13 protein-coding genes are annotated in these 15,262 nt (G+C 73.9%); 4 read left to right on the top strand and 9 right to left on the bottom strand.

What is annotated here, in order from left to right:
* Positions 1 to 160 precede the first annotated feature (160 nt).
* From ACFT2C_RS13115 to ACFT2C_RS13105, 3 genes are read right to left on the bottom strand one after another with little or no spacing between them, the layout of a single operon-like run.
* Positions 161 to 1,291 carry a type II secretion system F family protein gene (locus ACFT2C_RS13115; protein ID WP_377207503.1) on the bottom strand — a complete coding sequence of 377 codons (1,131 nt, stop codon included), beginning with the start codon at positions 1,289 to 1,291 and terminating at the stop codon, positions 161 to 163.
* On the bottom strand, positions 1,285 to 2,442 hold the full coding sequence (locus tag ACFT2C_RS13110; protein WP_377207502.1) for a TadA family conjugal transfer-associated ATPase: 1,158 nt from the start codon (positions 2,440 to 2,442) through the stop codon (positions 1,285 to 1,287). The genes ACFT2C_RS13115 and ACFT2C_RS13110 overlap by 7 nt, the downstream gene beginning before the upstream one ends.
* The gene (locus ACFT2C_RS13105; RefSeq protein WP_377207501.1) at positions 2,439 to 3,224 is read right to left on the bottom strand and encodes a pilus assembly protein FlpE; all 786 of its coding nucleotides are present in this window, start codon (positions 3,222 to 3,224) and stop codon (positions 2,439 to 2,441) included. Before ACFT2C_RS13105 ends, ACFT2C_RS13110 begins: the two co-directional genes overlap by 4 nt.
* Positions 3,225 to 3,519: 295 nt before the next feature.
* On the opposite strand from ACFT2C_RS13105, the gene ACFT2C_RS13100 reads away from it, so the two are divergent.
* Positions 3,520 to 4,350, top strand: a complete 831-nt coding sequence (locus tag ACFT2C_RS13100; protein WP_377207500.1) for an HAD family hydrolase — start codon at positions 3,520 to 3,522, stop codon at positions 4,348 to 4,350.
* 131 nt (positions 4,351 to 4,481) lie between these two features.
* Entirely contained in the window at positions 4,482 to 5,039 is a 558-nt protein-coding gene (locus tag ACFT2C_RS13095) for a GNAT family N-acetyltransferase (RefSeq protein WP_377207499.1), read from the top strand.
* Between the two features lie 488 nt (positions 5,040 to 5,527).
* Here ACFT2C_RS13095 and ACFT2C_RS13090 read toward each other — a convergent pair whose 3' ends face one another.
* Positions 5,528 to 6,619, bottom strand: coding sequence for an NADH:flavin oxidoreductase/NADH oxidase (locus ACFT2C_RS13090; protein ID WP_377207498.1), 1,092 nt, complete (start codon positions 6,617 to 6,619; stop codon positions 5,528 to 5,530).
* A 193-nt stretch (positions 6,620 to 6,812) separates the two neighbouring features.
* Here ACFT2C_RS13090 and acs point away from each other — a divergent pair, with 193 nt between their 5' ends.
* Entirely contained in the window at positions 6,813 to 8,843 is a 2,031-nt protein-coding gene (gene acs, locus ACFT2C_RS13085; protein ID WP_377207497.1) for an acetate--CoA ligase, read from the top strand.
* Positions 8,844 to 8,931: 88 nt separating this feature from the next.
* Here the strand turns inward: acs and ACFT2C_RS13080 are convergent, their stop codons facing one another.
* Both ACFT2C_RS13080 and ACFT2C_RS13075 read right to left on the bottom strand, forming a co-directional pair.
* Positions 8,932 to 10,395, bottom strand: coding sequence for an amidohydrolase family protein (locus ACFT2C_RS13080; RefSeq protein ID WP_377207496.1), 1,464 nt, complete (start codon positions 10,393 to 10,395; stop codon positions 8,932 to 8,934).
* The gene (locus ACFT2C_RS13075; RefSeq protein WP_377207495.1) at positions 10,392 to 11,012 is read right to left on the bottom strand and encodes a flavin reductase family protein; all 621 of its coding nucleotides are present in this window, start codon (positions 11,010 to 11,012) and stop codon (positions 10,392 to 10,394) included. Before ACFT2C_RS13075 ends, ACFT2C_RS13080 begins: the two co-directional genes overlap by 4 nt.
* Before the next feature lie 138 nt (positions 11,013 to 11,150).
* On the opposite strand from ACFT2C_RS13075, the gene ACFT2C_RS13070 reads away from it, so the two are divergent.
* The gene (locus tag ACFT2C_RS13070) at positions 11,151 to 11,750 is read left to right on the top strand and encodes a helix-turn-helix domain-containing protein (RefSeq protein ID WP_377207494.1); all 600 of its coding nucleotides are present in this window, start codon (positions 11,151 to 11,153) and stop codon (positions 11,748 to 11,750) included.
* Here the strand turns inward: ACFT2C_RS13070 and ACFT2C_RS13065 are convergent.
* From ACFT2C_RS13065 to ACFT2C_RS13055, 3 genes are read right to left on the bottom strand one after another with little or no spacing between them, the layout of a single operon-like run.
* Entirely contained in the window at positions 11,719 to 13,074 is a 1,356-nt protein-coding gene (locus ACFT2C_RS13065) for an amidohydrolase family protein (RefSeq protein WP_377207493.1), read from the bottom strand. The genes ACFT2C_RS13070 and ACFT2C_RS13065 overlap by 32 nt on opposite strands.
* 2 nt (positions 13,075 to 13,076) lie before the next feature.
* Entirely contained in the window at positions 13,077 to 13,901 is an 825-nt protein-coding gene (locus ACFT2C_RS13060) for a creatininase family protein (RefSeq protein WP_377207492.1), read from the bottom strand.
* Entirely contained in the window at positions 13,901 to 15,259 is a 1,359-nt protein-coding gene (locus ACFT2C_RS13055) for an FAD-binding oxidoreductase (RefSeq protein ID WP_377207491.1), read from the bottom strand. The genes ACFT2C_RS13060 and ACFT2C_RS13055 overlap by 1 nt, the downstream gene beginning before the upstream one ends.
* Positions 15,260 to 15,262 lie beyond the last annotated feature (3 nt).

Here is a 15,262-nt window from a genome sequence, read left to right as displayed (position 1 = left end):
CGAGCCCCGCCCGCCGTGCGGCGGACGGCACCGGCGCGCGTGCGCGCCGAAGTCCTTTCCCCTCCCGGCCCCGGCAGCTTCCCGACGCCGGCCGCTTCGGAGCGGCGGTTGCTTCCCGACGCGGGTCGCCCGGCACGCTCGGCTCGGCCGCCGGCCCCGCTCACCCCGTGAGCAGGTCGATCCCCAGCGCCAGCAGCACCGGGACCAGCCCCACCAGCACGAACGCCGGCAGGTAGCAGGCACCGAGCGGGAGCACGAGCCGCACGCCGAGGCGGGCCGCCGCGGTCCGTGCTCCGGATCTGCGCTCGTGCCGCACCTCCTCACCGGCCGCCCGGAGCGCCTCACCCGGCGCGGCGCCGTCCAGCCAGGCGCCCCGCAGGGCCCGGACCATCGGGGCCAGCACCACCGGGGCGTCGGCCCAGGCCCGCTCCCACGTGGCGCCGAGCACGAGGGCGTGGGCCACCCGGGTGAGCACCGCGCCGTCGGGACCGCCGACCGCCGCACCCGTCGCCTCCAGTGCCCGCGGCACCCCGGCTCCGGATCGCATGGCGGCGGCCACGAGCTCCAGCACCACCTCGACGTCCACGCCCGAGCGGTCGGCGCCGCGGGCCGCGGCCACCAGCCGGTCCGACCAGACCCGCCCGGCCACGAGCAGCACCAGCCCGAGGCCCACCGCCAAAGTCCCGATGCCACCGTCGGTAGCTGTGGCCACCGGGTCGGCGCCGAGCGCCCAGCCGAGGAACCCGCCGGCGATCGGCAACCACATGAGCAGCCGCCCCGTCGTCCGCGGGCCGGCGAGCGCCGCGTCCCGCTCCGCTCTCGCTTCGGCCTCCGCGACGAGCGTTCCCGCGACCTGTTCCAGGACCCGCCCGAGCGGTGCGCCGACGTCGAGCGCGAGCCGGGTGGCCGCGACCACCGCCTCCGCGTGCCGGGCGCCGAGCAGCCGGGCGAGCCCGTCGACGTCGGGCACGCCGGTCAGGTCCACACCGACGCCGACCGCGCGTGACCAGGAGAGCCCGGGTGACGTGCCGGCCCGGAGCAGCGCAACGACCTGCATCACGACCACCCGGACGTCGCCGCCGGGGCTACGTTCGGCGCGACGGGCGCTCCGCTGCCTGGGCAGGCGCGCCGGGTCCGGCGTGGGCCCGGTGTCCGGGGCAGGTGCGAGCCCGCGGCCCGCACCGGGCGGAGCCAGCACGTCTCGCAACCGGCGGCCGCCGCGCGCCAGCACCAGCCAGGCGCCGACGGCGACGAGCAGGCCCACGCCGAGCGGCTCGACGATGGTCACCATGGCCCGTACCTGCCGGTGAGCTCGTCCCACGCGCGCGGCTCGATGTCGTAGCTGCCGTTCCCGTCCCAGCGCGCGGCGGTCCGCACCTCCAGCTCCCCGCCGGGCATGCGGCCCACCAGCCCGATCTCCGCCAGATACCGCGCCCCGTGCGACCGCCGGAGGTGCAGCACCACGTCCAGCGCGCCCGCGGCCTGCGCAGCCACGGCCTCCCGCGTCATCCCGGCCAGGCCCGCGAGCGCCTCCAGCCGGGCCGGGACCACTGTCACGGCGTTGGCGTGCAGGGTCGCGAAGCCGCCGTCGTGCCCGGTGTTCATGGCCATGAGGACCTCGCGTACCTCGGCGCCGCGGCACTCGCCGAGCACGATCCGGTCGGGTCGCATGCGCAGCGCGTTCCGCACGAGGTCGGCGAGGTCGATGGCGCCGGCGCCCTCGACGTTGGCGCGCCGGGCGGCGAGGTGCACCACGTGCGGGTGGGTGGGGCGCAGCTCGCGGGCCTCCTCGACGGTCACCACGCGCTCGGTGTGGGGGACGAGGGAGAGCAGGGCGGCGAGCAGTGTCGTCTTCCCGGTGCCGGTGCCGCCGCTGACCAGGACGTTCGCCCTCCGGAGCACCAGCGACCGCAGCAGCGCCGCCCACGGTCGGGGCAGGGCACCGCCAGCCACGAGCTCGTCGAGCGTGAACGCCCGGGTGCGCAGCACGCGCAGGGAGATCACGGCGGTCTCGGCGAGCGGTTCGAGGACGGCGTGGAGCCGGGTGCCGTCGGGCAGGCGGGCGTCCACGGTGGGGCAGGCATCGTCGAGGCGCTGGCCGCCCAGTGCGGCCAGCCGGACGGCGAGCGTCCGCACGCCCGCGGCCGACCCCAGGCTCACCGCCGCCCGTTCGAGACCGGCGCCTCGGTCGACCCACACGTCGTCCGGTCCGTTGACCAGCACGTCGGTGACGTCGGGGGCGTCGAGCAGCGCCTGCAGCGGCCCGGCGCCGGTGAGCTCGGCCCGGGCTGCACGCTCCAGGTCGTGGAGCGCGTCGGACCCGAGCACCAGCCCGGAGTCCCGCACCGCGTCGCGCACCGCCGAATCGGTGCCCGTGCGACCGGTCACGAGGCGCGCGCGGACGTCGTCGAGCAGCGAGATCTCGCTGGTCGCCGCGGTCACAGGGCACCCGCCACGTCGGCGGCGAACCGGCCGAGCGTGGCCCGGTGGGACATCGCCGGGCCTTCGCCCCGTTCGATCGCGCGGGCGAGCCCGCCGTCGCGGCCCATGGCCGCCACGACCGGCAGCCCCAGCGCGGCTCCGACGTCGTCCTCGTCGACCGAGCCCGGTGCTGGGCCGCGCGCCACCACTCGCACGTCGGACACGCCGGCTCCGCGCAGGGCGTTGCGGACCCGCTGGGCGCCGACTGTCGCCGGCAGCGTCAGGGGCACAACGAGCAGCGCCGTCTCGCACCCCGCCAGGAGGGTGCGCAGGGCCAGGCCGTCGCTGCCCGGCGCCTCAACCGCAGGCCCGGCTCCCCGCCGGGTCGCACTGCCCCACGCTCCCGGGCGCGGCAGGTCGAGCACCAGGGTCTCGCCGGCCCGCACGAGCCCGCGGCAGACGTCGAGCACCACGTCGTCGTCCGGTGGCGGGTCCGACGCGGTCCCGCTCAGCACCGGCACCATGCCCCAGCGCGGCAGGGCCGCGACCACACCCGCGCCCTCGACATCACCGCGCGCCTCGACCAGGTCCGGCCAGCGCGCGCCGCGTCCGCCGTCGGCCCCCAGGAGCAGATCCGTGCCCGGCGCATGGGCGTCCAGGTCCACGAGCGTGGCCCGTTCGCCGCTCCGGCGCAGGCCGTGTGCCACGCATGCGGCCACCAGGGACGCACCCGCTCCGCCGCAGGCCCCGACCACTCCGATCACGCGCCCCGGTTCTGCCGTGCCGCCCGCTGTGCTGATCATCGCTGCCTCCCCCCGCCCGGGGCTGTCCCGGGCCGCCGCCGGGCACACGGCCCGGCCCCTCGTCCCGGGTGGACTGCCCGGGCTCTGGAACGAGGTTGGGCGCTCGGGGCCGCGCCCCGCTGGTGACGGAGGGCTGGCTGTGCACAAGCCGGGGAAAGTGCTGCCTGTGGTCGGGCTCGCCGGCCGGTGCCGCCGTGGACAGGGTCTGTCGTTCGAACGAACGAGTTTCATCCGCGTCGCGGAACATCCTCGCGAGCGCCACCCTCCGGAGAGCCTGCGCCGGTAGGCTCTCCGGGTGACCGAGCAGGTTCCCCAGATCGCTCCTCGACCGTTGTCGCACGCCCCGCGTGCGGCCGCGTTCTTCGACCTCGACAAGACGATCATCGCCACGAGCTCGTCGGCGGCTTTCTCCAAGCCGTTCCTCGCGGGCGGGCTCCTCTCGCGCGCCGACGTGCTGCGCAGCGCCTACGCCCATTTCGTCTTCATGATCGGGAACGCCGACGCCGACCAGACCGAGCGGATGCGCACGCACCTGTCGTCGCTCGTCACCGGCTGGGACGTCGCGAAGGTCCGGCGGATCGTCACCCAGACGGTGCACGAGCTCATCGACCCGTACGTCTACGCGGAGGCCGTCGAGCTCATAGCCGAGCATCACGCGGCGGGCCGGGACGTCGTGGTGGTGTCGGCGTCGGCCGCAGTGCTGGTGGAGCCCATCGCCGCCGTGCTCGGCGCGGACCACGTGCTCTCCACCCAGATGTCCGTCGAGAACGGCCGGTTCACCGGCGAGATCGACTTCTACAACTACGGCGACAACAAGGCGGTGGGCGTCCGCCGCCTCGCCGCACGCGAGGACTACGACCTCGCGCGCAGCTTCGCCTACTCCGACTCCATCACCGACGCGCCGATGCTGGCGGCGGTCGGCCACGCCTATGTGGTCAACCCGGACCGCGCGCTGAAGCGGCGGGCGGCGCAGTCCGGCTGGGGAGTCCTGGCGTTCACCCGGCCCGTCGCGCTGCGCCCGCGCATCGAGCCTGTCCCGCTGCTCGCGGTGGTGGGCGTTGTGGCGGTGGGCGTTACCGCCTGGCTGGTCTGGCGCGCCGCCCGACGCCGGTCGCGACGCCGCTGAGCCGACGCGGAATTCGCTCGACCGGCGCGGCCGCCGTCGGGCACGCTCTGCCCATGTCGTCGAACTGAGCGCATCCCCGCTGCGCGCCGAGGCGCGCGCGTTCTCGCCTGCCCTTCGACGATCGGAATCCCATGACTTTCACCGTGCGCCCCTACGCGCCCGCGGACGAGCCCGGCTGGCTTCGCTGCCGCGCCCTGGCTTTTCTCGGAACTCAGTACTACGACGACGTCAAACCGCGCCGCACCACCTTCGACCTGCCTGCAATAACTCTCGTCGTGGTGTCCGACGGCGGCGAGATCGCCGGGCTGCTCGACGTCGAGATCGACGGCGACGCCGCCACCATCGACACCATCGCGGTCCATCCCGACCACGCGCGCCAGGGCATCGCGACCGCCCTCCTCGACGCAGTTCTCGCGCCGCTCCGGGCGTCGGGCACGGCGACCCTCGACGCCTGGACCCGCGAGGACCGGGCGGCCAACGCCTGGTACCGGCGCTGCGGGTTCACCGAGAACTTCCGCTACTTGCACGTCTACAAGGACGGCGACGAGCCCGCCGAGGGTTTCACGACGCCCCGCGGGCTCTCCGCACCGGTGAACGCGTTCATGCACGCGGACATCGCACTCGAAGCAGAGCTGCGCAAGCGGTTCGCGCGGATCTACGTATGCCGCCAGTATCTGCGCCGCCTCTGAGGTCGACCGACCCACCACAGAAGGTCAAGCCAAGGTAAGGCCGAAGATTTTCGCGACCAATTGCCGGCATGACAGGAATTGGCAATTGTGAAGATCAGTCCGCTCAGGTTGCTTTTATAAGCACAAGGCAGTGTGATTGTGTTCACAGCAAGTATTCAGGGCGGAAGGGACCGTGCCCTGGGGGTCGAAAGGGTCGAGGCCTGATCGGCAGCGAGCGAAGTGCACGGTCACCCCGCCAGCTGGTGAGAGCGGTATCCGGCTTGAGGATGCTCCCGGATTCCGTACTCGTGGGCCGAGATCTCGCCACCGCAGTGGCCGGGCCCTCGCACTTCCGGATCGCGATCGGAAATTGCGAGGAGCCCGGCCGCACGGCGAATCGTTTCGCGGAATGCACGCCGGCCGGCAAAGAATCACCGCGCCCCGCATTCCCCCGGCGCTCGACCGCCGCAGGCTCAGGAATCGCGGTCAGCCCAAGCCTTCGCCGTAGGTCACCGCCACTGTGCGCGCGAGTACTGAGGCTGCATTCCCACGCCGGAATCCACGGGCACCGTGCCGATCTTCTCGCCGAACACGTTCGCCGCGCGCAGCGGCCAGTACGGGTCGCGCAGGGCCTCACGGCCGAGCATGACGGCGTCGGCCGAACCCTCCACGAGAATCTGCTCGGCCTGGGCCGGGTCGCTGATGAGCCCGACGGCGCTGACCGGGAGGCCGGACACCTCGTGCACGCGGCGCGCGTGCGGCACCTGGTAACCCGGCCCGACGGCGATCGACGCCGGCGCCACACCGCCGGTCGACACGTCGATCAGGTCCGCGCCGAGGGTGCCGAGGCGGCTGGCGACGGCCGCGACGTCGTCCACCGCGAGGCCGTTCTCGAGCCAGTCGGTGGCGGAGAGCCGGACCAGTACGGGCAGGTCCTCCGGCCACGCGGATCGCACGGCACGCACCGTCTCCTCCACGAGCCGCGAGCGGCCGGCGGTGAACCCGCCGTACTCGTCGGTGCGCAGGTTCGCGAGCGGCGACAGGAACTGATGCAACAGGTACCCGTGCGCGGCGTGCACCTCGACCGCGTCGAACCCGGCCTCGCGCGCCCGGCGAGCGGCCGCCGCGAACCGCTCGGGGACGTCCGCGACCTGCGCGGGCGTCATCTCGGCGGGGGCGTCGAACCCCGGGTACGGCGAGGCCGACGGGCCGACGGTGGGCCAACCGCCGTCCGACACCGGGACCGTGCCGTGCACCGGGGACCAGGGGCGGAAGGCCGACGCCTTGCGGCCCGCATGCGCGAGCTGGATGCCGATGCGCGCCCCGCGCTCGTGCACGAAGTCGACAATGCGCTTCCAGGCGGCGGTCTGCTCGTCGTTCCAGATGCCCGTGTCCTGCGGGGAGATGCGGCCCTCCGGCACGACGGCGGTCGCCTCGGTCATGACGAGCCCGAACCCGCCCACGGCGCGGGCGCCGAGGTGCACGAGGTGCCAGTCGTTCGGGACGCCGTCGACCGCGGAGTACTCGCACATCGGCGACAACCAGACGCGGTTGGGGACGGACAGGCCGCGGAGGGTCATCGGTTCGAAGAGGAGGCTCACGCCAGCGCCAACGTGGCCAATGGCCGGGCCATTCCGCCGGGGGTCCGGCGCGGGCGGCCGCTGTCTCAGGAACTGACAGACGGCTGTGGGGGGTGTCACCGTCCGGGACTACACTCACCGACCAGAGAGAACGTCAAGGCAGCGCCATGCACCCTGCCCGAAACGAACGCGAAGATGCGCACCGGAGGTCACCGTGACAGACACCAACCCGACGTCGGGCTCGGCATCCAGCCCCAGCCTCGAGAACCTGCTGCACGAGACCCGGAGCTTCCCGCCGAGCGCGGAGTTCGCGGCCCAGGCGAACGCGAAAGCTGACCTGTACGAGAAGGCGTCGGCCGACCGCCTGGGGTTCTGGGCCGAGCAGGCCCAGGAGCTCGTGACCTGGACGACGCCGTTCACCGAGACGCTGGACTGGAGCGGCGCCCCCGTCGCGCGGTGGTTCGCCGACGGCACGCTGAACGCGGCGTACAACGCGGTGGACCGGCACGTCGAGGCCGGCCACGGCGACCGCGTGGCCATCCACTTCGAGGGCGAGCCCGGCGACACCCGCACCGTCACGTATGCCGACCTCCAGCAGGAGGTGTCCCGCGCAGCGAACGCGCTGACCTCGCTGGGCGTGCAGACCGGTGACCGCGTGATCATCTACCTGCCGATGCTCGTGGAGTCCGTGGTGGCGATGCTGGCCTGCGCCCGCATCGGGGCACCGCACTCCGTGGTCTTCGGCGGCTTCTCCGCCGACGCCCTGCGCAGCCGGATCGCCGACGCCGAGGCCAAGCTCGTGGTCACGGCCGACGGCGGGTACCGGCGCGGCGCGCCATCGGCCCTCAAGCCGGCCGTCGACGAGGCCCTCGCGCCCAAGGAGGGCGCTCCCGCGACGTCCGTGGAGAAGGTGCTCGTCGTGCGACGCACCGAGCAGGACGTCGACTGGGTCGAGGGCCGCGACGTGTGGTGGCACGAGGCCCTGGCCGCGGCGTCGGACCAGCACGAGCCGGTGGCGGTCGAGGCGGAGCACCCGCTGTTCATCCTGTACACGAGCGGCACCACGGGGAAGCCGAAGGGGATCCTGCACACCACCGGCGGCTACCTCACGCAGGCGGCGTACACCCACAAGAACGTGTTCGACCTGAAGCCGGAGACGGACGTCTACTGGTGCACGGCCGACGTCGGCTGGGTCACCGGCCACTCCTACGTCGTCTACGGGCCGCTCGTGAACGGCGCCACGCAGGTGCTGTACGAGGGCACGCCCGACACGCCGCACCGCGGCCGCTGGTGGGAGCTGATCGAGAAGTACAAGGTCTCGATCCTGTACACCGCGCCGACCGCGATCCGCACCTGCATGAAGTGGGGCGACGACATCCCGGGCGGCTTCGACCTGTCCTCCCTGCGGGTCCTCGGTTCGGTGGGCGAGCCCATCAACCCGGAGGCGTGGATGTGGTACCGCCGCGTCATCGGCGGCGACAAGACCCCGATCGTCGACACCTGGTGGCAGACGGAGACCGGCGCCATCATGATCAGCCCCCTGCCGGGCGTCACCGCGACCAAGCCCGGCTCAGCGCAGGTGGCGATCCCCGGCATCGTGGCGACCGTCGTCGACGACGAGGCCAAGCCCGTGCCCGACGGCGGTGGCGGCTACCTCGTGCTGTCCGAGCCGTGGCCGTCCATGCTCCGCGGCATCTGGGGCGACCTGGAGCGCTATAAGGAGACGTACTGGTCCCGCTTCGACGACCTTTACTTCGCCGGTGACGGCGCCAAGAAGGACGAGGACGGCGACATCTGGCTGCTGGGCCGCGTGGACGACGTCATGAACGTGTCCGGGCACCGCCTGTCGACGACCGAGATCGAGTCGGCCCTGGTCTCGAACGAGATCGTGGCGGAGGCGGCCGTCGTCGGCGCGAACGACGAGACGACCGGCCAGGCCGTCGTCGCGTTCGTGATCCTGCGCGGCGAGCACGCGGGCCGCGCGGCGACGCCGGAGGGTGCTGCCGAGGTGCAGAAGGAGCTGCGCGACCACGTGGGCAAGGAGATCGGCCCCATCGCGAAGCCGAAGAAGATCCTCGTGGTGCCGGAGCTGCCCAAGACCCGGTCCGGCAAGATCATGCGCCGCCTGCTGCGCGACGTCGCCGAGGACCGGGCGGTGGGCGACGCCACGACGCTCGCCGACTCGTCGGTGATGGACCTGATCACGGCGGGCCTGGCGGCGCCGTCGGCCGCCTCGGAGGACTGACTCCCTGTTGCCGAAGTAGAACTGTGGCGAGATAGAACCGCAGCGCGACTGCGGTTCTATCTCGCCCGGGTTCTATCTCGCTCCAGTTCTACCTCGGCTCTTCGGGGATGCGCGGGTTCTTGCGGGCGCGCGCGGACACCAGCTCCTCCGCGGTGACCGCGAGCCGGCGCCCGTCGGCGTGCGCCGCTCGCTCGATCCGCTCGGCCAGCTCGGCGTCGGCGCGCTCGGCGAGCGGCGTCGTCCCGCGCCCGTCGCGGGCGACGCACTGCCCGCCCGCGTACGTCGCGCGCAGGTTGCGCAGCCCGCACGCGAGGACGTAAGTCGCGACGACGTCCCACACGGGACCCGTGCTCGGTGACCGGTGGTCGACCAGCACGAAGTCTGCGTACTTGCCGATCTCGAGGCTGCCTACCCGGTCGGCGACGCCGAGCACCTCGGCGGCCCCGAGGGTGTGCATGCGGAGCACGTCGCGCGGGGAGAGCACTGCGGCGTCGTGGTACAGCGCGCGCTGCGAGTACAGGCCGAGCCGCATGTTCGACCAGGGGTCGGAGATGTCGGTGCACGACTGGTCGTCCAGGCCGATGCCCACGGCGATGCCGGCCTCGCGGTAGCGCACGACGTCGGCGACGCCGGAACCGAGGCGCCCGTTCGACGTCGGCTGCCAGACGACGGGGCTGCCGGCCGCGACCACGCGGTCGACCATCGCGTCGCTGGGGTGGACGAAGTGCCCGAGGAGCAGGTCGGGGCCGAGCGCCCCGGCGTCGTCGTACCAGGCGAACTTGGCCCGCTGGACGTCCATCCCCTCGGCGGTCTCGACGAAGTGGGCCTGGTCGGTGATGCCGTGCTCGCGCATCACCTGTACCTCGAGCTCCGCGGTCCGGGAGGTGGCAGCCCACTGGACCGCCCCCATCACGGACACCCCCAGGTGCTGGCCGCGGCCCGCCCGCTCGGGGGCGCGCGCCGCGTCGACCTTGCGGGCGAAGGTCGCCAGGACCTCGTCCTCGGGCCCGGCCTCGTCGTCCAGCCGGATCGCGTGCACGGCGCGCAGGCCGGCGTCGACCGTGCCGTCCATCTGGCGCGTCGTGTAGTCGTCGGGATGCACCCGGCCGAGCACGTTCCGTGCGGTGCGCGGGTCGTACAGCCAGGTCACGCCGGACTGCATGAAGTTGTAGGCGCTGGTCACCCCGTTGGCGAGGAAGTCCAGCGACCCGTGCAGCGTCGACCAGTACATGTCCTCGGCGGTGGTGTGCCGGAACAGCTCCATCATGGAGCGCACCCACGGGTACAGGGTCGCGTCAGGGGAGATGCCGCGCAGGCCGGACGTGAACAGGTGCGAGTGCGCGGAGACGAAGCCCGGGGCCACTATCGCCCCGCCCGCGTCCAGCACGGGCGTGCCGTAGGTGTCGGACGGCGGGTCCCCGGGCCCCAGGCCGACGACGCGGCCGTCGGTGCCGACCTGGAGCCAGCCGAAGTACCACTCGGGCCCGGCGTCCGCGCCGGGCAGGAGCAGGGCGTCGACCACGGTGAGGGCGAGCGGGGCGGAGCGGGTCACATGGTTCCCTTCGTCGCGGGCGGGTGGTTCGTCGCGGGCGGGTGGTTCGTCTCGCGCGGGTGGTTCGTCTCGCGCGGGTGGTTCGTCGCCGGTGGGTGGGCCGACGGCGCACGGGCCGCGCCGACCTGGTGGAACTCCCGGTCGAAGTGCACCAGCGCCCGCCCCTGGTCGGCCTCGGCGGAGTGCACCCGGAGGACCTGCCCGACAAGCAGTATGTGGTCGCCGGCCTCGAGCTCGGCCCACGTCTCGCACTCGAGGACGTGGCGCGCGTCCTCGGTGAGCACCGGGACGCCGCCCAGCCCGGGGCGGACCGCGCGGCCGTCGAACTTGTCCGAGGCCTTGGAGGCGAAGACCGTAGCCACCTCCTCGCGGTCGTGCGGCAGCACGTGCACCGCGAACCGCCGCGCCTCGCGGAGCGGCGCGAGCGTCCGGCTGGACCGAGCGACCCCGACGGCAACCAGTGGTGGGTCGAGGCTCACGCTCATCACCGCGGTGGTCGTCAGCCCGGCGGGTTCGCCGCCCGCCGCCGTCGTCACCACGCACACTCCGCTCGCCAGCCCGGCCATCGCGTCCCGGAAGCCGTCGGCGACGGACCCGTGAGGCGATGTTGATGACATCAACATCTCTCCATCGTCGGTGCTCGATGTTTCGCCCGGATCACCCCGGCGCGCGGGTTCTGTTACGGCTGCCGGGACGGCGGCAGATCGCCCGGCGTCGGCCGCCGTCCGGCCGTCGCAGTCCCCTAGCATCGAGGCATGGACGCGCTCATCGACGAGGACACCGACCCGCTCGGTCGCTCGGTCGCCCGCCTGGGGCAGAGGATCCGCGCGCTGCGGCACGACCAGAGCATGACCCTCGTCCAGCTCGCCCACGCGACGGGGCTCTCGCACTCGTTCCTCAGCCAGGTCGAGCGCGGCCGGGCGCGGCTGAGCATGTCGTCCCTGTTCCGCGTCGCGACGACGCTCGGCACCACCCAGCAGCTCCTGCTCGCCGAGGCCACGGCGCCGCCCGCCGGCAGCACCCCGGTGGTGCGCCGCACGGACGAGGGGTCGGCCTCGTCCCCGGGTGGCGGCACGGTCCGCGCTCTTGCGCCGGCCGGCGACCGCCCGTTCGACCCGATGGAGTTCACGGGCACGTCGCGCGAGCCAGGCCCGCACTGGGCCCACGACGAGGACGAGTTCGTCTACGTCGTGGAGGGTCACGTGCTGCTCGAGCTCGACGACACCCTGGAGCGCATCGGTCCGGGCGACTCCGCCTTCTACCGCGCCGGGACCCGGCACCGCTGGTCGAGCGCCGACGGCAAGCCCTACCGCCTGCTGGTCGTCAAGCAGCGACTCGGGCGAGACGCCGGCTGAGTCCACGGGCGACCTCCCGCTCGTCCGCCGTCACCAGCCGGCCGTCGCGCACGACGACCCGGCCCCCGACGACGACGTGGCGCGGCCGCCGGCCCGGCGCGGCCCAGAGCAGGCCGGCGACCGGGTCCGCCACACCGGCGTCGGCGACGCCGCCGACGTCCCAGACGCACAGGTCCGCCGCCGAACCGGGCGCGAGCCTGCCGAGCTCGGGCCTGCCGAGCCCGTCCGCCGACCCGGCGGTCGCGGCGTCCAGCAGCTCGCGTGCCGCGAGCTGGCGGCCCACCAGCGCGGACACCTGCATGGCGAGCCGGGCGTCCGCAAGCAGGTGGCCGGCGTCGTTCGATCCTCCGCCGCTCGTGCCGAGCCCCACCACGACGCCCGCGGCGAGGAGCTTCGCGACCGGCGCGACGCCCCAGCCCATCGGCACGTCGCACCCGGGCGCGTGCGTCGCGTGCGCGCCCGAGGCCGCCACGCGGTCGATCTCGTCGGAGGTGACGTCGCACAGGTGCGCGACCGTGACGTCGGGGGCGAGCCACCCCCACTCGTCCAGCAGCTCCAGCGGACGCCGCCCGTAGCGCTCGAGCGCCGCGGCGACGTCGACCTGCTCGTTGGCCTGGGTGCGACGGCGCAGCCCGCGGCGCGCCGCCACCTCCCCCAACAGGCGGAACGTCGCCTCGCTGTCGCTGTGTACTCCCGCGGGGCCGACGGCGACCTGCACGCCGCCGTCGGCCCGCACCCCGCCGGGCGCGTCGCCGACCAGCGCGGACGCGATGGCGTCGGCGCTCAGCGCCGCCGCCTCGGGATCGTCCCCGGCGGTACCGCGCACGAGGACGAGCCGCGCCCCGAGCTCGTCGGCCGCGTCGGCGGCCGCCCGGGCGAGGTCCACCGTCGCGGCGGGGCTGAGCACGGCCGGCCAGGTCAGGTGGTGGTCCGCGACGGTCGTGACCCCGCTGAGCAGCGCCTCGGCCAGCCCCGCACGCGCCGCGGCGCCCACCAGCTCGGCGTCGACGGAGGCGCGCCGGTACGCGGCGGCCATCAGCGCGAGCCACTCGCGCATCGGGACGCCGCGGGTGCCGGGCAGCGTGCGGAACGCCGTCTGGAGCAGGTGGTGGTGCGCGTTCACCAGCCCCGGCGTGACGACGCATCCCGTCGCGTCGAGCTCCGCCGCGCCGACGTCGGTGGAGGCTGCTCCGACACTCAGCACCCGGCCGTCGCCGACGACGACGTCACCGCCCGCCTCGTCCTCACCAGCACCCGGCCCCGTGCGCACGGCGAGCGCGCCGCGGACGATCAGCCGCGACACCGCCCCCTCGGCCCCGGCCACGCTCACTGCTGGTCCCGCCCGCCCAGCGCGCCCGCGCCGTCCTCCGGCGTCGTGAACCGCGACGCCTCCACGAGCGTGCGCGCGAGCTGCCCCACCGCGTGCTCGAACAGCTCCTTGCCCGCCTCGGCGGTCGCCGTCGTCGGGTCGCCGATGTGGCCGTCGGGGCCGAAGTCGCTCGACAGCCAGCCGAACGACGTCGGGCGGCCGAACCCGATGTGCTCGTACGCGAGCAGGCCCTCGGGCACGCGACGCTCCGCGAGATCCATGCGGACCAGCCCGGGCCGCAGGTGCAGCATGAGCGAGGTCTCCCCGTGGCCGCCGTGCACGCCGAGCCCGTGCTCCGCGCCGGACGCGGGGACGCCGCCCTGGTCACGGGGCATCGAGACGTGCGCGAAGAAGGTCCGCAGCCCGAACCGCCGCCGCAGCTCGCGGTTCGCGACCTGGCCCAGCGCGGAGTTGCCGCCGTGGCCGTTGACGAACAGCAGCCGGGTGATGCCCGACGCCGCCACCGACCGGCCGACGTCGACCAGCACCCGCATGAGCGTGTCCCAGGAGAGCCAGATCGTGCCGGGGAACCCCGCGTGCTCGTCCGACTTGGTGTACGCGAGCGGCTCCAGCAGCACGACGGAGGCATCGCCCGAGGCGGCCACCGCCTCGACCGCCGCCGACGCCGCCTCCGTAGCGGTCACCAGGTCCGTCGACACCGGCAGGTGCGGGCCGTGCTGCTCGATCGCGCCGAGCGGCAGGACCGCCACCGTGTCGGCCGGCAGCGCCTCGATCTCCCGCCACGTCAGCTCCGCGAACCGCGGGACCCGGGCCGCGCCCATCAGCGCACCCCGATGTTGATTCGCGTGTCGACCGGCGGCGCGTCCACGAGCTTGCCCGGGTTGAGCAGGCCCTTCGGGTCGGTGGTCCGGGCCACCTCGCGGGCGAGGTCCACGTGCCGGTCCACGTACCACTGGTGCGGCGAGTGCACGCCGAGGCCGAGCGCCTCGAGGCGCTCGATCCCCGCCAGCGACTCCTCCTCACAGACGTAGTCGGCGACGACCATCGCGAGCGGCGCGCTGCCCATGAGCTCCAGGTGGAGGTGGACGTCGCCGTCGTACACCGCCCGGACATCGTCCGGGCGCTCCCAGTGCGCGAGCCCGCCGGTCTCCATGTGGAACCACGTGCGGTCGGGGTGCTCCTTCTGCAGGAAGTACACCGGGTGGTTGTACGACATCGACGACAGCTTGTCCGTCTCCACGTAGTCCGCGAGGCTCGCGACGACGACGCCGCCCGCTGCCACCACCCGCGCCTCGATCTCGGCCACCGTCGAGGCCTCGGCGATGACGCGCAGGCTGTGCAACGCCGGGTCGAGCGGCACGGCGGCGGGCAGGCTCGGCACGAGCGCCGGCGGGTCGGCGGACGCGAGCCGCGGCAGGACCGGCAGGTCCAGCAGCGAGCGGTGCACGCCCGTCATGGACGCCCAGTCCTCGAACGCGGCGTAGACCGCGACCCAGTCGCGCGCGGGGTCGGTGGCGATCTCCAGCTCGACGATCACCCCCGTCACCCCGTACACGTGCACGTAGGGCAGGGCGTCCGGACCCGAGACGGTGAACGTGCTGCCGCTGCCGTCCATGGGCGCGACGGTGAGCGAGAGCACGTAGCCGTCGGTGGTCGAGCCGTGCTCGATGGTCCCCGTCCCGGCCGAGCCGCCGCCGACGAACCCACCGATCGTGGACCCCTTGGTGGAGGGGTAGATCCAGATGTCCCTGCCCGCCGCGCGCGCCGCGGCGTCGATGGCGGTGATCTTCGCGCCCGCACCGGCGGTGACCGTGCCCGAGTCGTTCACCCGGATCGTGTCGAGGCCGCGCAGGTCGAGCACGAACCCGCCGTCGAACGGCGTCGCCTGCCCGTAGTTGCCCGTGCCCGAACCGCGGGGCGTCACCGGGACGTCGTGCTCGTAGGCGATCCGCAGGACCTCCGCGACCTCGTCCGCGGTGCGGGGGCGCACCACGGCGTCCGGCAGGTAGCGGCCGGCGGGCACCTTCTCCTGCAGGATCGGCGACATGCGCGACCAGTCGGAGGAGGTCTTGAGCAGCAGCTCCGCCTCGGTGGAGACGAGGTCGGGCCCGAGCAGGGCGGCGATCTCCGCAGCGGCTCTGGCGGACCGCTCGGCGGTAGTCGGTGGGGTGCTGGTCATCGG

The sequence above is a fragment of the Promicromonospora sp. NPDC057138 genome, assembly GCF_042670845.1.
In the GTDB taxonomy this organism is placed as follows: Bacteria; Actinomycetota; Actinomycetes; order Actinomycetales; family Cellulomonadaceae; genus Promicromonospora.
Note: the sequence above shows the minus strand (reverse complement) of the source record. Positions and strands in the feature narration are given on the sequence as shown.